This is a genomic window from Agrobacterium sp. ST15.13.013 (assembly GCF_027956525.1).
In the GTDB taxonomy this organism is placed as follows: domain Bacteria; phylum Pseudomonadota; class Alphaproteobacteria; order Rhizobiales; family Rhizobiaceae; genus Agrobacterium; species Agrobacterium salinitolerans.
This window is the reverse complement of the sequence record NZ_JAQKGP010000002.1, coordinates 1-19909: the sequence shown is the minus strand read 5'-3', so window position 1 is coordinate 19909 and position 19909 is coordinate 1. Positions and strand designations below refer to the sequence as shown.

General features: G+C 59.0%; 20 protein-coding genes and 1 tRNA gene. 11 read left to right on the top strand and 10 right to left on the bottom strand.

Annotation, left to right across the window (positions count from 1 at the left end):
- Window positions 1-241: 241 nt before the first annotated feature.
- Window positions 242-1714, top strand: a complete 1473-nt coding sequence (locus PL597_RS01970) for a DEAD/DEAH box helicase (RefSeq protein ID WP_077981497.1) — start codon at window positions 242-244, stop codon at window positions 1712-1714.
- Between the two features lie 253 nt (window positions 1715-1967).
- On the opposite strand, the gene PL597_RS01965 is transcribed toward PL597_RS01970, so the two are convergent.
- The 4 genes from PL597_RS01965 to PL597_RS01950 form a co-directional block, all read right to left on the bottom strand.
- On the bottom strand, window positions 1968-2876 hold the full coding sequence (locus PL597_RS01965; protein WP_271364491.1) for a DMT family transporter: 909 nt from the start codon (window positions 2874-2876) through the stop codon (window positions 1968-1970).
- Window positions 2877-3037: 161 nt separating this feature from the next.
- Window positions 3038-3427 carry a DoxX family protein gene (locus tag PL597_RS01960; RefSeq protein WP_271364490.1) on the bottom strand — a complete coding sequence of 130 codons (390 nt, stop codon included), beginning with the start codon at window positions 3425-3427 and terminating at the stop codon, window positions 3038-3040.
- A 242-nt stretch (window positions 3428-3669) separates the two neighbouring features.
- Complete coding sequence (locus PL597_RS01955) at window positions 3670-4287, bottom strand: L,D-transpeptidase (RefSeq protein WP_077981495.1); 618 nt, start codon at window positions 4285-4287, stop codon at window positions 3670-3672.
- Window positions 4288-4365: 78 nt separating this feature from the next.
- Window positions 4366-5262, bottom strand: coding sequence for a DMT family transporter (locus tag PL597_RS01950; protein WP_077981494.1), 897 nt, complete (start codon window positions 5260-5262; stop codon window positions 4366-4368).
- Window positions 5263-5706: 444 nt separating this feature from the next.
- On the opposite strand from PL597_RS01950, the gene PL597_RS01945 reads away from it, so the two are divergent.
- The 7 genes from PL597_RS01945 to PL597_RS01915 all read left to right on the top strand — a co-directional run bounded on the left by PL597_RS01945 (window position 5707) and on the right by PL597_RS01915 (window position 11207).
- Window positions 5707-7116 carry a circularly permuted type 2 ATP-grasp protein gene (locus PL597_RS01945; RefSeq protein ID WP_162520313.1) on the top strand — a complete coding sequence of 470 codons (1410 nt, stop codon included), beginning with the start codon at window positions 5707-5709 and terminating at the stop codon, window positions 7114-7116.
- Window positions 7117-7119: 3 nt separating this feature from the next.
- The gene (locus PL597_RS01940) at window positions 7120-8061 is read left to right on the top strand and encodes an alpha-E domain-containing protein (protein ID WP_077981493.1); all 942 of its coding nucleotides are present in this window, start codon (window positions 7120-7122) and stop codon (window positions 8059-8061) included.
- Window positions 8062-8082: 21 nt separating this feature from the next.
- Window positions 8083-8904, top strand: a complete 822-nt coding sequence (locus tag PL597_RS01935) for a transglutaminase family protein (RefSeq protein WP_077981492.1) — start codon at window positions 8083-8085, stop codon at window positions 8902-8904.
- A 4-nt stretch (window positions 8905-8908) separates the two neighbouring features.
- A complete protein-coding gene (locus PL597_RS01930; protein ID WP_137410818.1) occupies window positions 8909-9505 on the top strand; it encodes a class I SAM-dependent methyltransferase in 597 nt (198 codons plus the stop codon).
- A 117-nt stretch (window positions 9506-9622) separates the two neighbouring features.
- Window positions 9623-10081, top strand: coding sequence for a GNAT family N-acetyltransferase (locus PL597_RS01925; RefSeq protein ID WP_137410819.1), 459 nt, complete (start codon window positions 9623-9625; stop codon window positions 10079-10081).
- A gap of 55 nt (window positions 10082-10136) precedes the next feature.
- On the top strand, window positions 10137-10553 hold the full coding sequence (locus PL597_RS01920; protein WP_077981489.1) for a VOC family protein: 417 nt from the start codon (window positions 10137-10139) through the stop codon (window positions 10551-10553).
- Between the two features lie 18 nt (window positions 10554-10571).
- Window positions 10572-11207 carry a histidine phosphatase family protein gene (locus PL597_RS01915; RefSeq protein ID WP_271364489.1) on the top strand — a complete coding sequence of 212 codons (636 nt, stop codon included), beginning with the start codon at window positions 10572-10574 and terminating at the stop codon, window positions 11205-11207.
- Window positions 11208-11304: 97 nt separating this feature from the next.
- Here the strand turns inward: PL597_RS01915 and araD1 are convergent, their stop codons facing one another.
- The 4 genes from araD1 to chvE form a co-directional block, all read right to left on the bottom strand.
- On the bottom strand, window positions 11305-12300 hold the full coding sequence (gene araD1, locus PL597_RS01910) for a 2-keto-3-deoxy-L-arabinonate dehydratase AraD1 (protein ID WP_077981487.1): 996 nt from the start codon (window positions 12298-12300) through the stop codon (window positions 11305-11307).
- 120 nt (window positions 12301-12420) lie between these two features.
- Window positions 12421-13617, bottom strand: a complete 1197-nt coding sequence (gguB, locus tag PL597_RS01905) for a sugar ABC transporter permease GguB (RefSeq protein ID WP_077981486.1) — start codon at window positions 13615-13617, stop codon at window positions 12421-12423.
- On the bottom strand, window positions 13614-15152 hold the full coding sequence (gene gguA / locus PL597_RS01900; protein WP_271364488.1) for a sugar ABC transporter ATP-binding protein GguA: 1539 nt from the start codon (window positions 15150-15152) through the stop codon (window positions 13614-13616). Before gguA ends, gguB begins: the two co-directional genes overlap by 4 nt.
- Before the next feature lie 90 nt (window positions 15153-15242).
- Window positions 15243-16307, bottom strand: coding sequence for a sugar ABC transporter substrate-binding protein ChvE (chvE, locus tag PL597_RS01895; protein ID WP_077981484.1), 1065 nt, complete (start codon window positions 16305-16307; stop codon window positions 15243-15245).
- A 255-nt stretch (window positions 16308-16562) separates the two neighbouring features.
- On the opposite strand from chvE, the gene PL597_RS01890 reads away from it, so the two are divergent.
- Together PL597_RS01890 and PL597_RS01885 are read left to right on the top strand one after the other, a co-directional pair.
- A complete protein-coding gene (locus PL597_RS01890) occupies window positions 16563-17567 on the top strand; it encodes a LysR family transcriptional regulator (RefSeq protein ID WP_089153201.1) in 1005 nt (334 codons plus the stop codon).
- 75 nt (window positions 17568-17642) lie between these two features.
- The gene (locus tag PL597_RS01885) at window positions 17643-18119 is read left to right on the top strand and encodes a hypothetical protein (RefSeq protein ID WP_271364487.1); all 477 of its coding nucleotides are present in this window, start codon (window positions 17643-17645) and stop codon (window positions 18117-18119) included.
- A gap of 55 nt (window positions 18120-18174) precedes the next feature.
- Here PL597_RS01885 and PL597_RS01880 read toward each other — a convergent pair whose 3' ends face one another.
- Together PL597_RS01880 and PL597_RS01875 are read right to left on the bottom strand one after the other, a co-directional pair.
- Window positions 18175-18438, bottom strand: coding sequence for a hypothetical protein (locus PL597_RS01880; RefSeq protein ID WP_077981480.1), 264 nt, complete (start codon window positions 18436-18438; stop codon window positions 18175-18177).
- A gap of 260 nt (window positions 18439-18698) precedes the next feature.
- Window positions 18699-19205 carry a MarR family winged helix-turn-helix transcriptional regulator gene (locus PL597_RS01875; protein WP_077981479.1) on the bottom strand — a complete coding sequence of 169 codons (507 nt, stop codon included), beginning with the start codon at window positions 19203-19205 and terminating at the stop codon, window positions 18699-18701.
- Window positions 19206-19724: 519 nt separating this feature from the next.
- Between PL597_RS01875 and PL597_RS01870 the strand changes: the two genes are divergently transcribed.
- Window positions 19725-19801 (top strand) — tRNA-Arg (locus tag PL597_RS01870).
- The last annotated feature ends 108 nt before the right edge of the window (window positions 19802-19909 follow it).

Below are 19909 nucleotides of genomic sequence, written 5' to 3'. Positions count from 1 at the left end.
CAAGCTTTCACCTTCGGCAGCCGCGTGAGCTGCAGCGTATGACCGGAAAACACCCTTAAGGTATCCGGCCCGCATGAAGGAAAAGCGCAGAGAAGACAGAAGACGGCATGTGCCGCACTGATGCGCAGAAAGTTATTCCAACCCACAAGTTCCCAATTCACGCGGGGTTCTTGACGCCGAAACCGCCGGACAGCTGCCCTGTTCCGGACGATTGGTTTTTGGCGCCCCGAAAGGCATTATATTGACCAGTTTTAGCGAACTCGGCCTCTCCGAAAAGATCGTGGCCAGCGTTACCCAGCTTGGCTATACCGCTCCCACCCCTATTCAGGCAAAGGCCATTCCGCTGCTGCTTGAAGGCCGCGACCTGATCGGCCTCGCACAGACCGGCACCGGCAAGACCGCCGCTTTCGGCCTTCCGATCATCGAAATGCTGATGAAGCAGGCCGACCGCCCGGCAAACCGCACCTGCCGCACCCTCATCCTCGCCCCCACCCGCGAGCTGGTGAACCAGATCGGCGAAAACCTGCGCTCCTTCGTGAAGAAGACGCCGCTGCGCATCAACCAGGTTGTCGGTGGCGCATCGATCAACAAGCAGCAGCTCCAGCTCGAAAAGGGCACGGACATTCTGGTGGCCACCCCCGGCCGTCTGCTGGACCTCATCGCCCGCAACGCCATCTCGCTCTCCAAGGTTACCTATCTGGTGCTCGATGAAGCGGACCAGATGCTCGATCTCGGCTTCATCCACGATCTGCGCAAGATTTCCAGAATGGTTCCGGCCAAGCGCCAGACGCTTTTGTTCTCGGCCACCATGCCGAAGGCGATTGCCGATCTGTCGCACAGCTACCTGACCGATCCGGTCAAGGTCGAAGTCACGCCTCCGGGCAAGGCTGCCGACAAGGTCGAGCAATATGTGCATTTCGTTGCCGGCAAGAACGACAAGACCGATCTCCTGAAAAAGTCGCTGAACGAAAACCCGGATGGCCGCGCCATCGTTTTCTTGCGCACCAAGCATGGCGCGGAAAAGCTCTACAAGCATCTCGAACATATCGGCTTCAAGGTCGCTTCCATCCATGGCAACAAGAGCCAGGGCCAGCGGGAGCGGGCACTGAAGGGCTTCAAGGACGGTGATATCAAGGTTCTGGTTGCAACCGACGTTGCCGCCCGCGGCATCGACATTCCGGCTGTGACGCACGTCTTCAACTACGACCTGCCGGAAGTGCCGGATGCCTATGTTCACCGCATCGGCCGTACCGCCCGCGCCGGCCGTGACGGCATCGCCATAGCTTTCTGCGCACCGGACGAAACCCGCCTGCTGCACGACATCGAAAAGCTGATGAAGATCGATATTCCGGTTGCCTCGGGCGAACGCCCGTCCGTGCTTGCCAGCCCGACGCGCCCCAACAACAACCGTGGCGGCCGCAACAACAATGGCGGCCAGCAGCGCGGCCCGCGTGAAGGCGGCCGTCACAACGGCGAATCCCGCCCGTCCCGCCACCATGCGCCGCGCGATGCCGACAACGATCTGGAAGTCACCTCCGACTTCAAACGCGTGAAGCAGGCAGAAGGCGATGCAGGCCGTCCGGCCGGCCCGCGCAAGCACCGCCGCCCGGCCCGCAAGCCCGGCGGCAGCGGCGCCAACCGCCACGCCCCTCCTGGCGGCAACGGCCAGGAAAAACGTGCTTCCGGCAACGGCAATCGCGGCCGTAACCGCTAAGTCGCTCTGAGGCGCTCGGCGCTGCCGCGCCTTTCTTCTCCCCGCCGGGGAGAAGGTGGCCCGAAGGGTCGGATGAGGGGGCAAGCTCTCCGAAATCCGGCGAGGGGCGCCCCCTCATCCCGCTGCCGCGGACTTCTCCCCCTCGGGGAGAAGAAACAAGCGGCACCCGCTCGGTCTACATGCGGTTGTCGTGCACCCAGGCGCTTTTAAATTTCACCCCGCAAGCCCAGGCTTTGCGGGGCTTTTCTTTGCCTCAACCGCCCTGCCCAACCGCCCGGCGTCGTGACGGCAAGGTCATGGCCAGCACGCCGGCGATGACGCAGACGAGCCCCGCCCACATGACCGGGGTCGGCACCTCGCCGAGAAATGCCATACCGATGGCGACGCCGACCGGGACCCGCAGATACGCCTGCGACGTGGTGCCGACCGAACCGAGCGTCTGCATCAGCCGGAAATAGATCATGAAGGCGAGCGCGGTGGAAAAGACGCCGAGGCACACAAGTGCCATCAGTGAAGCCGCCGAAGGTGACAATGTCCAGGGTCGGTCAACGATCAGGCTCACGGGCAACAGCAGGACAGCACCGCAGATGAGTGAGCCGGCGGCCGGCATGATCGGATCGAGCCCTTTGAAATTTTTACTGAAAATGGCCGCGCAGGCATAGGAAAACGCCGCCGTCAGCACGGCGATCTGGCTCCATATCGCCTCGCCCGCTCCATCAAGCGCTTCCATACCGATGATGAGGCAAACGCCCGTCATGCCGGCAATGGTGCCGAACAGCTTGCGCCCGCTGACCGCCTCGTGCCGGATGACCAGCGCGGTGAGAAGAAAGGTGAAGATCGGCGTCGTTGCATTGAGAATGACGGCAAGCCCGGCATCGATGCTCTGTTCCGCCCAGGCGATTAATGTGAAGGGCAGAACGCTGTTGATGCAGGCCTGAATGAAAAACAGCCGCCACGTCGCCAAATCCGTGGGCAGACGCAGCCCGCGCAGGCGGATCACCGCAAAAAGCAGCAGACCGGCTATCATCGTACGCGACGCGATGAAGGTGATCGGCGGTATCGTCTCCACCCCGATCTTGATGAAAGTATAGGATGCGGCCCACAGCGTGGACAGCAAGGCGAGAAACAGCAATTCACGGGCTATGGTGTTCTGAGGGGTCACGGATCGATCTTCCAACGTCGTTCAGGATGAACCGTTGCTAACCCGAAAACACGCACCAATGCTTCGGCGACGGCCGAAGTTTCTGCCACTTCAAGACACAAGGCCCCGCATGGCTCCAGCCATGCGGGGCCTCGATAAAGATCAGTGACCATCTCGGCCAATCAGGCGCGGCGCTCATCCACAGAGAAAGCGCCTGGACCGGCAACGAACAGATAGAGGAAGATGAAGCAGAACAGAATGGCGGCGTCGCCACCGTTCAGGGCCGGGAAGAAGCTCTTCGGTCCATGCGCGATGAAATAGGCAACGGCCATCTGACCGGACAGGATAAAGGCGACCGGACGCGTGAACAGGCCGATCAGCACGAGAACGCCGCCGACGAATTCCAGAAGCGCCGCCACGAGCAGCATTGTCGGCAGGGAGCCTTCCATCTGCGATGCCGGAAAACCGAACAGCTTCTGCGTTCCATGCGAAATGAAAAGTAGCGCCGTCATGATGCGCAGCGCCCCGAGCGCCTGCGGGCGATAGCGGGAGAGAGAGTCGAAAATTGCCATGGTCATGTGTCCCCGTTGAAGTGGTGCCGCGCTCGATACAGTGCATTTACGCCTTTATGGATACACGTCTCTGACACCGGAAATCACGTTTCCGATATAGCAGAACTCCCTTAAATACAGAAAGGGAGGCATTCTACACATGGTTGATTTTCAAGCGCAAAATTGACCTTTTGCCAAAAAAAATCAACTCAAGGATACAGGCATTTTCTGGCGTGCCAAAGGCGGAAAAATCCGCCTCTTCCTCATGCCTGCAAGACAACAACCTTCGAACCCACCGGCACGCGGCTGTAAAGATCGATGATGTCGTGGTTCAGCATGCGAATGCAGCCGCTCGACATGGCGTGGCCGATGGATTGCGGCTGGTTGGTGCCGTGCAGACGGAACATGGTGTCGTTGCCGCCGCGATAGAGATAGAGCGCGCGTGCGCCGAGCGGATTATTCGGGCCGCCCGCCATACCGCCGGCGAATTTCAGATTGCGCGGATCACGGCGCATCATGTTCGCAGTCGGCGTCCAGGACGGCCATTCCGCCTTGCGGCCGATATAGGCATCGCCCTTCAGTGCAAGACCCTGCCGGCCGACACCGACGCCATAACGCATGGCGCGACCATCGCCCATAACGTAATAAAGCCGCCGCGCCGGCGTATCCACGACAACCGTTCCTGCCGGGTGTCTGGTGTCGTAGCTGACTTCCTGCCGACGAAGCTCCGGCTTGACCTTGTCGAGATGCATGGCGGGAAGCGGGAATTTCTCCTCCGGCTTTGCCGCATAATTCAGCCTCTGCTGGCCAATACCGGTATTCGCGCAGCCAGCCAGAAACAACGGCAATCCGAACAGAACACCACGACGTGAAATAGACATGTAACCCCCGCCAAATCTTTGGATTAACGAGAGGTATAATTTTATGGTTAACAAACCCCTAATATGCGGTTGTAGTAATTAACGCGTCGCAACCGCTGCGGCAGGCCTGCGATTGGCGAGATAAACCCCCGTTACCGCCAGAACGGTGCCGGCGATCATGGCGGGTGTCAGCGTTTCGCCGAAAAGCAGCGCGGCTTCCACGGCGGCAAGCGGCGGCACGAGATAGATCAGCGAGGCGGCCCGCGAGACCTGCCCGCGCCGGATCAGATAAAGAAGCAACGCCACGGCGCCGATGGAGATCGCACCCACGGACCAGGCAAGCGTGGCGGCAAGGCCAAGGCTCCAGTCCACATGCCCATCCTCCAGCAGAAGCGCGAAGGGAACGGTGACCAGCAACGCACCGACATATTGCAGCGTGGCTACCGCCATGATGTTTCCGCCATGGACATATTTCTTCTGGTAGAGCGTGCCATAGGTCACCGACGTCATGCCCAGCACATTGACCGCCACGGCGTAGAGCGGCACCGACAGGCCGACAGCACCGGTGGCCATGACCTTCGGCAGCACGGCAATGGCGATGCCGGCAAAGCCGATAAGCAGGCCGGCGCGCTGCAGGGGCGAGATTTTCTCACCGATCATGAAACGGGCGGCCACCGCCGTCATCAGCGGCTGCAGACCGGCGATGATACCGCCGATCGCCGCCGGCACGCCCTGCCCGATCGCCCACCAGATCATGCCGAGATAAAGACCGTGCAGGAAGACGCCGGACAGGATCGCCCGGAAGACATCGGCACGTCGCTGAGGCCACTGGATGGAGGAAACGCGGCAGATCGCCCACAGCAGCGCCCCCGCCAGCAGATAGCGCAGACAGAGAAAGGTGAGCGGTCCGGTATAATAGACCGCATATTTGGCGGTGACCCAGCCGGTCGACCAGAGAAAGACGAAGATGGCCGGAGCCAGACGGTCGAGCGACATGGGAACATCCCCTGTGCCGCACGATGCCCGTAACCGAACGCGGTGTAGGACAGGCGGCGAATTGACACTTCTTCGACTTGACGCAAAACCCGCGCGTGATCGAGCTGAGTATTCAGCAAGGCGGTATCCGCATCCGAAAAAAAGGTCAAAGGTGTTTTGGTGATCACATCTTTCAGATTTTCTGATGCAACGTCCGACATTCTTCAATCGAAAGCGATCGACTAAAATTTATGCATTCGCCCAGGGCGTACACAGCACAGCCACCTCATTACACCCCTCGCCACCGCGCAACCAATTTGCCAATGCCGCATTTATAGGCTGAAACCCAAAAAACGCTTCTTTTTTAAAACTCTAAGGCGACAAAAAATCTTCTCGGGGAGGCCTGCATAGTTCTTGCATTGCATTTCTCGTTGTATTCAAATGGCAAAAAAGGGGACATCGAAGTTGGCATTTGACGAAATGATAAATGCGGACGACACGCCGCGAAGCCCATATGAAAACTATAACGAGTGGTACAGCCGACAGGACAGGGCGCACCTGATCCAGAAATCAAAAGACGCGGAAAACATCTTTCGAAAAACCGGTATTACTTTCGCAGTCTATGGCCATGCCGACAGTTCAGAAAAACTGATCCCCTTCGATATCATCCCGCGCATCATCTCCGGCCGCGAGTGGCGCAAACTGGCCCAGGGCATCGAACAGCGCGTCCTCGCCCTCAATGCTTTCCTCGACGATATCTATCACAAACAGGAAATCATCCGCGCCGGGCGCATTCCCCGCGAAATCATCGAGAAGAACGAAGCGTTCCTGCCGGAAATGATCGGCTTCACCCCGCCCGGCGGTGTCTATACCCACATTGTCGGCACTGACATTGTCCGCACCGGCGAAGACCAGTTCTACGTTCTGGAAGACAATGCCCGCACGCCTTCCGGTGTCAGCTATATGCTGGAAAACCGCGAAACGATGATGCAGATGTTCCCGGAACTCTTCCACGAAAACCGCGTGCGGCGGGTGGAGGATTACCCCTATCTGCTGCGCCAGTCGCTCGCCTCGCTCGCCCCGCCTGGCTGCACCGGCAAGCCGCGCGTCGCGGTGCTGACCCCCGGCATCTACAATTCCGCCTATTACGAACATTCCTTCCTCGCCGACATGATGGGCGTGGAGCTGGTGGAAGGATCCGACCTGCGTGTCATGGACGGCAAGGTCAAGATGCGCACCACCCGCGGTTATGAAGCAATCGATGTTCTCTATCGTCGCGTCGACGACGACTTCCTCGATCCGCTGACCTTCCGGCCGGATTCGGCGCTCGGCGTGCCCGGCATCATGGATGTCTACCGCGCAGGCAACATCACCATCGCCAATGCCCCCGGCACCGGCATTTCCGACGACAAGGCGATCTATTCCTACATGCCCGAGATCGTCGAGTTCTATACCGGCCGCAAGCCGCTCCTGGAAAACGTGCCGACCTGGCGCTGTTCCGAGCCCGACAGCCTGAAATATGTGCTCGACAACCTCGCCGAACTGGTTGTCAAGGAAGTCCACGGTTCGGGCGGTTACGGCATGCTGGTCGGCCCCACGGCGACGAAACGCGAACGCGCACTGTTTGCCGATAAGCTGCGGGCGCGCCCCTCGAATTACATCGCGCAGCCGACGCTGTCGCTCTCCACCGTGCCGATCATGGTGAAAAACGGCATCGCGCCGCGCCATGTCGATCTGCGCCCCTACGTGCTCGTCTCGGACAAGGTGCAGATCATTCCCGGCGGCCTGACCCGCGTGGCGCTGAAAAAGGGCTCGCTGGTGGTCAATTCCAGCCAGGGCGGCGGCACCAAGGATACCTGGGTACTGGAGGATTAAGCCATGCTGGGCAGAACGGCAAACGGGCTCTACTGGATGTTCCGGTACATCGAGCGCGCTGAAAACATCGCCCGGCTGATCGATGCGGGCCTGCGCGTTTCATTGACGCGCAGCGGCAGCGGCGATGAGGACTGGGATGGCGTGCTGCAAAGTGCGGGCGTGCGCGAAGCCTTTCTCGAAAAGCAAGAGAAGGTGACGACGGCGGATGCGATCGATTATCTGCTTCGGGAAAAATCGAACCCTTCCAGCGTCATGTCCTGCATAGAGGCGGGCCGCAACAACGCCCGCATGGTGCGCACGGCGCTGACGCGCGAGACATGGGAAGCCACCAATGAATTCTGGATCGAGCTGAAGAATATCCTCGGCCGCAAGCTCAACCACGCGGAACTGCCGCAGACAATCGATGTCATCAAACATCGCGCCGGTCTGGTGCGTGGCGCCTTCCACGGCTCGATGCTGCGCAACGATCTTTACAATTTCTCCCGCATTGGCACGTTCATCGAGCGGGCGGACAACACGGCGCGCATTCTCGACGTCAAATATTACGTGCTGCTGCCGGCGGTCGCCCATGTGGGGTCGTCGCTGGACAATGCGCAGTGGGAATCCATCCTGCGTTCGGTCTCGGCGCACCGTTCCTATGGCTGGGTCTACGATGCGGAATACAAGCCGGCCAATATTGCCGACTTCCTCATTCTCAATGGCCGCATGCCGCGCTCGCTGGCCTATTGTTATGAAAAGATCGCCAGCAACCTCAACCATATAGCCGAGGATTACAGCGAGAGGCACAAGGCGCATGACACGGCGGAAAGCATTCGCGACAGCCTGCGCGCGACCACCATCGCCCGGGTCATGGACGAGGGCCTGCACGAATTTCTGGAGAGGTTCGTCAACCGCAACGGCCAACTGGGACAGGAAATCACGGAAGGCTACCGCTTCTATCAATAAGCGCGTGGACGGGGACAGCTTATGCGTCTGAAAATCACCCATACGACGGAATATGTCTATGACGAGCCGATGCCCTATGCGTTGCAGCGGCTGCGCCTGACGCCGCAGACCGGCCCGGGCCAGACGGTGGAAAACTGGGATGTCTCGGTCGATGGCGCCACCGTCGAAGTGGCCTATGACGACCATTTCGGCAACCGCGTTGCGCTGGTGGAAACCGAAGGCCCGCAAAAGCGGGTGAAGGTCGTGGCAAGCGGCACGGTGAGCACGCAGGACAAGGCGGGCGTGTTCGGACACCACATCGGCAACGCACCGCTCTGGCTTTTCCTGCGAGAGACGCCGCTTACCAAACCGGGAAAGCTGGTGCGCGAACTGGTGAAGGTGAGCGCCGGCGACAGCGAGCTGGCCCGCCTGCACGACCTCATGGAAAATATTCACCGCAAGGTGGAGTATATGCCCGGCGCGACCGATATCGAAACCACGGCGGAAGCGGCGCTGGAAGCGGGCAAGGGCGTCTGCCAGGACCATGCCCATATCCTGATTTCCGCAGCCCGGCTGATGGGCCTGCCCGCGCGTTATGTTTCCGGTTATCTGATGATGGAAGAGGTGGAGGAACAGACCGCCACCCACGCCTGGGCCGAGGTTCATCTTCAGGGGCTGGGCTGGGTGGGCTTCGACGCTGCCAACAATATCTGCCCCGATGACCGTTACGTCCGCATCGCATCCGGCCTCTGCTACCGCGATTGCGCGCCTATATCCGGTATGCGCGTCGGCCCTGCCGGTGAGACCCTGAATGTGTCGGTCACCGTGCAGCAATCGCAGGGCCAGAGCCAGTCGCAAAGCTGAGACCATGGTTGCCAAGGACGACGATACAATCGGCTTTTATACGGGTAACGCCGCAGCCTATACCTCGCGCGGGCAGGCGGCAGATCGCCCGCATCTGGAAACATTCCTGGCGCGGCTTCACGAGGGTGCAAGCATTCTAGAACTGGGATGCGGCGGCGGGCAGGACAGCGAATTCATGCTGGCCGCCGGTTACGATGTCCACCCCACCGACGGAACGCCTGAAATCGCCAAAGCGGCGCAGGCCCGGCTCGGCATTCCTGTCCGGACATTGCTGTTCGAGGATATCGACGAGCGTGAGCGATATGACGGCGTCTGGGCCAATGCCTGCCTGCTGCATGTGCCCCGCCCTGCCCTGCCGGGCATTATCGGTCGCATCCACATCGCGCTGAAACGGGGCGGCGTTTTTTACGCCAGCTTCAAGGCGGGAGAAGCGGAAGGCCGCGACATGTTCGGCCGTTATTACAATTACCCTTCGAAGCCCTGGCTTGAAGACGTTTACGGCCAGTTTGGCTGGGCGACGGTGGAGATCGAGGCAAGGCAGGGCAGCGGTTACGACCAGCTCCCGACCGCATGGCTGCATGTGACGGCAACGAAACTCTGATCCGACGCGACAAGTTGGCGGTTGCGAAACGCCGTCCCACCCGGTTTAATCCCCGCATCGATTTGAAAGCATGATCCGGCTTCCACCCGCGGGAGGAAAGTCGGCCGGGAGACGGCATTGTACAGCATTTCCGACTATCGCGACTGCCAGTCGCATGGACCCATCATAGCAGAAAGGGTCTGGACGGCCTGGTGGCAGGATAGCGGCCTTCAGGTGGGCGACGTCGCCGAGCACCTGAAGGACATGACCAACCCCCATGCGCTGCCCACCGGCTTTGTCGCCCATGACGGCGGCGATTATGTCGGCTCCTCCTTCCTCATTCATTGCGACCTGGAAGAGCGTCCGCAATATCTGCCCTGGGTCGCAGCCCTGTGGGTGGAAGAAGACCGTCGGCGCTCGGGCGTGGCGCGAGCCTTGTTGCAGGCCGCGACGCAAAGGGCGGCCGAACTTGGCCACGAGACCAGCTATCTCTGCTGCCAGCGGGGACTCGAAGACTATTATGTCAACTGCGGCTGGACCGTTCTGGAACGTGGCGTCGGCAAACACGATCTGACGGTGCTGACCTACAAGACGTGACGCCGCCTGCCATTTGCCCATCATTCGCCACCGCGTCTGAACCATCGGAGGGACCATGCGACCGCCAGCAGCCATCATGGAAACCGCAATTTATGTGGACGATCTCGATGCCGCCGAAGCCTTTTACCGGGATGTCTTCGAGCTGGAGATCGTCCGCAAACTGCCCGGGCAATTTGTGTTTTTCAGATGTGGGCAGCAGATGTTGCTGGTTTTCGATCCCGAGAAGTCGCGCAAGGCTGATCCAGAAAATCCCATTCCCCGCCATGGCGCGGCAGGCGAAGGCCACTTCTGCTTTTATGCGAAAGACAAACAGGACGTGGATGCCTGGAAGACGCGTTTTGAAGCATTCGGAATCCCCATCGAACATTACCACCGCTGGCCGAATGACAGCTATTCCGTTTATATCCGCGACCCTGCGGGCAACTCCGTGGAAGTTGGCGAAGGCAAGCTATGGGGAATTGAACAGGCCTGACGACAACAGGAGACAATCGTGAAGAACATTTTTGTGGTGACGCACCCGCAATCCATTCACCACATCGAAAACAAGGTTGGCGGCTGGTATGATACCGAACTGACGCCGCTCGGCAGAGCCGGTGCGGCAGCGGCGGCCGCCAGGCTGGCGACGCTGGTTGGCGGCGAGCCCGTGGAAATCTTCAGCTCCGACCTGCTTCGGGCCTCACAGACGTCCGAGATCATCGCCGAAGGCTTTGGTCAGCCGATCGAGCTCACGCGGGACTTGCGGGAAATGAGCTACGGCGAAGCCGAGGGTATGCCGCAGCAATGGCTGGACGACCGCCAAATCCCGGCACCGCACCATAATCGTCTGGATCACCGCGGCGGCATAGCCGATGGCGAGACCCGGCGCGAATTCGCCGAAAGGGTATATCGGACCGTAGACATGATCATCGCGCGGCCATGCGCCACGCAGATCATCGTGACACATGGCTTCGCTCTAACATTCGTCATCGCGGCATGGATCAAGATGCCGATCGACAGCGCCGGTTATGTCAGCTTTCCGGCGCGCCCCGGAAGCATCACGCATTTGAAGGAAGACGATTACTGGCAGAACCGCGCCGTTGTCTCATTGGCGGATGTTTCGCATCTGGAGGATTTTGCCTCACGGTAACCTGACGCAGACAATATGACTTGCGTCATTCCGGCCTTGTGTGGACGAATGGAGGGAGCAATAGCTCCCCCCATCATTCGCAAAGATGGCCTGCAGATCATATCTGCCGAACGCTGATCTCTTCTTCCGCGTCAACGGCCAGCGGATTCTTCAGAGGCAGGCCGAAACCGGCGGCTTCGATTTCGAAGACGTCGCCCGCTTCCGGTTTGATGCCGTCTGCGAAGGAAAGCGTCGCGGTGCCGAACATATGCACATGAACGTCACCGGGGGCGCGGAACAGGCCGTATTTGAAGTGGTGATATTCGAGGTTCGCGAAGGTGTGGGACATGTTGTCCTCACCCGAAACGAAGGGCTTTTCGAAGATGACCTTGTCGCCGCGACGGATGCGCGAAGTGCCGCGAATATCCGACGGCGGGGCGCCGACGCGGATTTCCGGGCCGAAGCTTGCCGGACGCAGCTTGGAATGGGCGAGGTACAGATAGTTGATCCGCTCGGTAACGTGATCGGAAAACTCGTTCGACACGGCAAAACCGATGCGCACCGCTTCACCCTTGTCGGAAATCACGTAGATGCCGGCCATCTCAGGCTCTTCGCCGCCATCGAGCGCGAAGGATGGAGAGGTGAGCGCCGCACCCGGTGCTGCCGCCACATGGCCGTTGCCCTTATAGAACCACTCGGGCTGAACGCCCTTTTCGCCGGCCTTGGGCTTGCCGTTTTCCAGACCCATGCGGAACATCTTCATGGAGTCCGTCAGGCTTTCTTCAGCCGCTTCCGTGGTCTTCTTGTGCATGCTGTCGCGAGTCGCGGCCGACCCCAAATGGGTAAGGCCGGTGCCGGTCAGATGCAGATGCGCCGGATCGGGATGGGTGATCGGCGGCAGGAAACGACCTTCGGCATAAGCCTTTTCAAGATCGACGGCATCGCCGAGACCATGGGCGGAAATGACGTCGGCAAGGCTCTTGCCGCCATTGGCGGCTTCCATGGCAAGCGCGTAAACCGACGCCGCACCCTTGACGGCGTGCGCCTGCCCGCCTTCTTCGCGAACCGCTACGGTGATGTTGCCGCTGGCATCTTTGATCTGTGAAATGAGCACGGGATTTCCTTCCTCCGGCGCTAGGCGCCTTTATCTCTTCTAAGCGACGCCTTGCGCCTGCATCTTATGAAAGTGGCCGGAAACCGGCCACTTTTTTGACTGCGATAGGGGTTGGGCCGATCAGCCCTTGTTCTTGTTGTAGACGTCGAAGAACACGGCGGCGAGCAGCACGAGGCCCTTGACCATCTGCTGGAAGTCGATGCCGAGGCCGACGATCGACATGCCGTTGTTCATGACACCCATGATGAAGGCGCCGATGACCGCACCGGTGATCTTGCCAACGCCGCCGGATGCCGAAGCGCCGCCGATGAAGCAGGCCGCGATCACGTCAAGCTCGAAGCCAACACCTGCCTTCGGCGTTGCCGAGTTGAGGCGGGTCGCGATGATCATGCCGGCAAGACCCGCCAGCACGCCCATGTTGACGAAGGTGAGGAAGCTCAGGCGTTCGGTGTTGATACCCGAAAGCTTGGTCGCCTTCTCATTGCCGCCCATGGCGTAGACGCGGCGACCGATGGTGGTGCGACGTGTTACGAAGCTATAAAGCGCGATCAGAACCAGCATCACGATCAGCACGTTAGGCAGGCCGCGATAGGTGGAAAGCTGGTAGCCGAGGAACAGGATCGCGGCCGCAATCAAAAGGTTCTCGGCGATGAAGAAACCGAAAGGCTCGACATTGATGCCGTGCTTCACGTTCACCACGCGGCGACGCCATGCGAGATAGAACATGACGACCGTAATCAGTATCGTCAGGATCATCGACGTGGTGTTGAGACCTTCAATGCCGCCGATGTCAGGCAGGAAGCCGGTGCTGATGATCTGGAAATCGGCAGGGAACGGGCCGATATTCTTGCCGCCAAGCACAAACAGCGTCAGGCCGCGAAACACCAGCATGCCCGCCAGCGTCACGATGAACGACGGAATACGGTGATAGGCGATCCAGTAACCCTGGGCAGCACCGATGATGCCGCCGATGACAAGACAAATCAGCGCCGCCAGAAACGGGTTCATACCCCATTGCACGGTCAATATGGCGGCTATCGCGCCGACAAAGGCGACGATGGAGCCGACCGAAAGGTCGATATGCCCCGCCACGATGACGAGCAGCATGCCCAGCGCCATGATGACGATGAACGAGTTCTGCAGGATGAGGTTGGTCAGGTTCACAGGGCGGAACAGGATGCCGCCGGTGTAGAACTGGAAGAAAACCATGATGGCGACGAGCGCGATCAGCATGCCGTATTCGCGGATATTGGAGCGAATATAGGACGTGACCGAGACGACGTTACTTTCTTCGTTTGTTGTGTTTGCCGAACTCATGAGTTCTTCTCCCCTGAGCGCATGATAGCGCGCATGATGCTTTCCTGGCTCGCCTCTCCCTTCGGCAATTCAGCGACGATGCGGCCTTCGTTCATGACGTAGATGCGGTCGCAATTGCCGAGCAGTTCGGGCATTTCCGATGAGATCATCAGAACGCCTTTGCCGTCGGCAGCGAGCTGGTTGATGATGGTGTAAATTTCGTATTTCGCGCCGACATCGATACCGCGGGTCGGTTCATCGAGGATCAGGACATCGGGATCGGAGAACAGCCACTTGGAGAGCACGACCTTCTGCTGGTTGCCGCCCGAAAGATTGACCGTTTCCTGGAAAATGCCTGAAGACCGGATGCGAAGACGCGTGCGAAAATCGCTCGCCACCTTCATTTCCTTGATGTCGTCGATGATGCTGGCATTCGACACACCGGCCAGATTGGCAAGCGTGGTATTGTGCAGGATGTTGTCGTTGAGCACGAGACCGAGATGCTTGCGGTCTTCCGTCACATAGGCAAGACCGGCATCGATCGCCTTGCGCACGGTGCTGACGTCAACGGGCTTGCCGTCGATCAGCACCTCGCCACTGATCTTGTGACCATAGGACTTGCCGAACACGCTCATGGCGAATTCGGTGCGCCCGGCACCCATCAAACCGGCTATGCCAACGACTTCTCCCTTGCGCACGGTCACGTTGATATCATGCAGAACCTGGCGGTCGCGGTGCTGCTGGTGATAGGCGTTCCAGTTCTTAACTTCGAAAATGGTCTCGCCGATCGGCACGTCGCGCGGCGGATAACGATCTTCGAGATCGCGCCCCACCATGTTGCGGATGATGACATCCTCGCTGATTTCTTCCTGGTGGCAGTCGAGTGTCTTCACCGTCATACCGTCGCGCAGCACGGTGATCTGGTCGGCCACCTTGCGCACTTCGTTGAGCTTGTGGGTGATGATGATCGAGGTCATGCCCTGCTTGCGGAATTCGATCAACAGGTTCAGCAGCGCCTCGGAATCGCTTTCGTTGAGCGACGCCGTCGGCTCGTCGAGGATAAGCAGCTTCACGCTCTTCGACAGCGCCTTGGCGATTTCGACCAGCTGCTGCTTGCCGACGCCGATATCGGTGATCAGCGTCTCCGGCGATTCCTTCAGGCCCACCTTCTTTAAAAGTTCGCGGGTGCGGTTGAAGGTCTGCTGCCAGCTGATGACGCCATTGGTGGCGACTTCGTTGCCGAGGAAGATGTTTTCTGCAATCGACAGGAGCGGTACGAGCGCCAGCTCCTGGTGAATGATGATGATACCAATATCTTCGCTGTCGTTGATGGCGCGAAAGTTTCGCACTGCGCCTTCATAGTGGATTTCGCCCTCATAGGTACCGGCGGGGTAAACACCGGAAAGGACCTTCATCAAGGTCGACTTCCCTGCGCCGTTCTCACCGACGAGTGCGTGGATCTCACCCTCTTTAACCTTGAGGTTGACGTTCTCAAGCGCTTTCACGCCCGGAAACGTCTTGGTGATGTTCCGCATTTCGAGAATGGTATTGGCCATATCGCAATCCAGCGCCCGATTAATTCAGGCGTTTTTATTTTTATGGAAAAACGGGGATGACGCCAAGCCATCCCCGCATGTGTGTCGAGCTTATTTCAGCTGATCTTCGGTGTAATAACCACCATCGACGAGAACCTGCTTGTAGTTCTCCTTGGTCACGGCCACCGGCTTCAGCAGGTAGGACGGAACAACCTTGACGCCATTTTCATAGGTCTTGGTGTCGTTTACCTCAGGCTCCTTGCCTTCCATGACAGCGTTGACCATGTTCACGGTCACCTTGGCGAGTTCGCGGGTGTCCTTGAAGATAGTGGAATACTGTTCGCCGGCAATGATCGACTTGACGGAAGGAACTTCAGCGTCCTGACCGGAAACGACCGGCAGCGGCTGGTCCTTCGTGCCATAGCCAACGCCCTTCAGCGAGGAGATGATGCCGATGGAAAGACCGTCGTAAGGCGACAGGACGGCGTCAACCTTGGCGTCGGTGTAATAAGCCGAAAGCAGGTTGTCCATGCGGGCCTGGGCCGTCGCAGGGTCCCAGCGCAACGTACCGACCTTGTCCATGCCCATCTGGCCGGACTTCACGACAAGCTTGCCGCTGTCGATGTATGGCTGGAGAACCGACATCGCGCCGTCATAGAAGAAGAAGGCGTTGTTGTCGTCCGGAGAGCCGCCGAAGAGTTCGATGTTGAACGGACCCTTGCCGTCCTTCAGACCGAGCTTGTCGACGATCGAAGTCGCCTGCAGAACGCCGACCTGGAAGTTGTCGAAGGTCGCGTAGTAGCTGACGTCGCCGCTGTTGCGGATAAGGCGGTCATAAGCGATGACCTTGATGCCCTGCTCGCCGGCCTGCTTGAGGACGTCCGACAGCGTCGTGCCGTCGATCGATGCGATCACGAGGACCTTGACGCCCTTGGTGACCATGTTTTCGATCTGGGAAAGCTGGTTCGGAATATCGTCATCGGCATATTGCAGATCGGTCGTGTAACCGGCTTCCTGCAGCTGCTTTACGATGTTGTTGCCGTCGTCGATCCAGCGTGCCGACGACTTGGTCGGCATGGCGATACCAACGGAACCCTTGTCCTGCGCGAAAGCCGGCGCTGCGAAAGAAGCAGCACCGATGGCACAAGCCGCCATCAGCGAAATAATGGACTTCATAAACTCTCTCCCTTGAGCCCTTCTCTGGAGCCCGCATGCTGCGGTGCACCATGAAATTCATGCCGTCAGAGGAAGAAGCCGCATCGCGCTCACTCCGATTTCGCAATTGCGAAATGGAACAGCTGCCGCTCCTCCCCGGCATTCCGCAAATTGTTCTGAATCCATATAACTGTCAAATAGAATAAATCAGTTTCCATATATCAATTATGATATATTAAATCGATACAAAAACCGATGAGGGGTATAAAACGACGAATGAACAACCTAAAAGTGTATGAGCAAGCGCAAACAACAGAGGCCCTTTTCGTCTTTGAAGACAACCCCTTGCTGCGGGCCGGATTGAAGATGAGCCACCTGCGCATGCTGGTCATGATCGAGGAACACGGACAGGTGAGCGCGGCCGCCGCGGCCATGAACATGACGCAGCCTGCAGCCTCGCGCATGCTTTCGGAAATGGAGGCGATCGTCAAATCACCCCTCTGTCAGCGGGCGTCGCGCGGCGTGGTGTTGACGAAATTCGGCGAGGCGCTGGCGCGCCGGGCGCGCACCATATTGCTGGAGCTGCGCGAGGCGAGCCGCGAACTGAACCAGATGAAATCCGGCAGCGGCGGCTCGGTCTATATCGGCGCCGTCACTGCACCGGCGATCAGCCTCGTCGTTCCCGCCATAAGGCGCGCCATGGACACCTATCCCGGCATCGAAATCAACGTGCAGGTGGAAAGCAGCAACGTGCTGGCCCGCGAACTGCTGGCGGCCCGCCACGATTTCATCATCGGCCGCATTCCCGACGATTTCGATCCCGGCCTCTTTTCCATTCATGAAATCGGCATAGAACGCGCCTGTCTGGTGGTGCGCGAAGGTCACCCGCTGCTTCAGGGCGCGCCCGTGACCTTGCAAGACCTTTCCGGCTACGACTGGGTCTTCCAGCCGCCCGGCGCGCTTTTACGCAGAACCATGGAAGATGTGTTCCTTACCCACGGCGTCGCCATGCCGCGCAACGTCATCAACACGCCATCGGTGGTGCTCACCCTTGCGCTTGTCTGCAACACGGACGCCATCGCCCCGATTGCCCAGGACATGGCCGAATTCGTTACCGGCCAGCAGGCGGATATCGGCCGAACCCGAATATTGCCGACGGATTTCGAGCTCGTTGTTAAGCCCTACAGCATCATCACCACCAAGGGCCGTGTTTTGCCGCCCAGCGCCCGCCTGCTTTACGATCTGGTTCTGGATGAAAGCCGCAAACTGACCACCACATGACGAGATGGCAAGCCCGACTCCACCTTCATACCCTATGAAGGCCGGATCATTGAGGCCGGCGCAGGGAACAGCCGCATGCTCTTCGGACAATCCGTTTTCCAATCGGTCGTCGAAAGACTGAAACAGGAGGAAGAAGAACAAGGCGCGGAGCCTTCACCGCCCGCCGGCCACCGTATTACCGGTTTCAGCTCGGGGTTCGTTGTCGATACCCATATAGAAGCGCCGCAGCCGGCAAACGGCAATCTCGATGCCTATCTCGCCTTCCTGGCCGACCCCGCGCCGCCGCCGGAACCGGAGCAGGAACCCGAACCGGAACCGATGCCGGCTCATCTCGAAAAGACGTCGCTTGCCGATGTTTCGGTGGAACTGGCGATCCACGACGCGGACACGGCCGCAACGCTTGCGGAGAAGCGTCGCGCCTTTGCCCGCCTCAATCATCCCGACCGGGTGAAACCGCAGTTCCGGCACAATGCGACGCTGCGCATGACGGCTGCCAATCTCCTGATCGACCAGGCGATAAGGATGCTGCGGGCGCGGGAGCATTTCCGGTAAAAGTGCCGGACGGCCTTATCCCGCAAGATACCTCAAACGAAAGATAGAAGGCGCTTCAGCCCGCATCGTTCTTGTCGGCGGGCGCGCTTTCGGCGGCGTGCTCATTCGTGCCGTCCCCGCTTTTGGCGGCATCGCTAGCGGGTTTGAACTTCAGCAACAATTCATAGGCCGCATAGGCCCCGATGCCGGCAACGATGGTTCCCCAGAAAAACTCGCGATTGACGAATTCGATGACGGCCCATGCGGCGCAAAAGCCGACGATGAGCAACCGGACCCACAAGGGACGATAAAGCGGATGACTCGTATCGATATTCAGCATGGCGTTCCCGTCCCGGGCCTCTCCAGTCGATCGCATGATTGCGGTTCCACGCCCAACGGCGTGAAGATGCTTACGCGTCTTGGCGGTTTCACAGGAAAATTGCAACGCAATTCAGCCCCGCCGCCGATCAGGCTCGCGTGAAAGACCAGCGCAGCAAGATCGTCACCGGCGCCGCAGACATGGGAAGACAGGAATATCTGCAAACCAGGCCGCACCTTGCGGCTGCCTGCGCCATTGTGACCCATCGCTCTCTTCGAATGTCAGTCGCGCAGGCGTCCGAGCAGCGCCAGAAGCTGATCGCGGGCCTTCTTGCCGCCGATCCTGTCGATCAGCTTGTCCTCACGATCCCGCCAGGTGTTGGAAAGCCGGTCGAGAAGGTTGCTGCCCTCCTCCGTCATGTCGAGGAAGTGAACGCGCCTGTCCTCTTCCGATTTGCGGCGGACGAGTAATCCCTTCTCTTCCATGCTGTCGACGATGGCGACGAAATTGGCGCGCTGTATGCCGAGCGCTTCGGCCACATCGCTCTGCTTGAGACCCGGATTGCCGCCGACGATGACGAGAACGGAAAAATCGGCCGGCCGCAATCCCTGCTCCGCCAGCACATCGGCAAAACCGTTTGCCACGGCAAGTTGCGAGTGCCGCAAATGATAGCTGATCGCAGTCGTCAGCAACCCATAGTCGATAGCCGTGATATGCGCCGCTTCCGCGCTGCCGTTTTCGGCCTTTTCCGTCCGCGGCCCGTTGCTGTGTGCCAATCGCAAAGCCATCCGATCCCCCGCCTGATTCGTTCCTTTACCTTGCCGAAATCATAACCGACAACGTCGCGAAACTGTATCCCAAATAAATGTAGATGATACTAATATTGTATAATAATTTGACAGTTAATCGCCGACGACGCAAACCCTGACACCAGATCGCCACGCGGCGAGCAAAATAAGTATGACTATTTACCCGCCAATTTTGAGGGGATAAAACCGCTTCCCGAGCCGCTTTTGAAAGGCGTTGACCTCATCCGAGCACCTCTTCATGAAGGCGGCAAAACAGCGTTTCGACCCGGCAATAACATACTACTTATAAGAGAAACCCCGTTCCAACAAAAAACAATACGTCAAACGACGCATCGCCCCGCCACCGCGCAAAGGGCGGCGGCCGCCGCGAAACACGCCCCACAACGAGTTCCGCCCAAAAACAGACAACGTTTCGCAAAACTCTGATTTTTAGACATTGATGCGCAAACAAAGCTGGGGTATGAACCAACCGCTGCACGCGATTCAAGCGTGACCGCTGCACCCGTAGCTCAGCTGGATAGAGTGTTGGATTCCGATTCCAAAGGTCACAGGTTCGAATCCTGTCGGGTGCGCCATTAAAATCATGTCCAGACCGGAGACATAGGTAACAGTTTGTACCTAAGACATAGGTGACAATCTCGTGCCGAACGGATTGTCGATTGTTTGCAGCGTTCTCTGTTCCA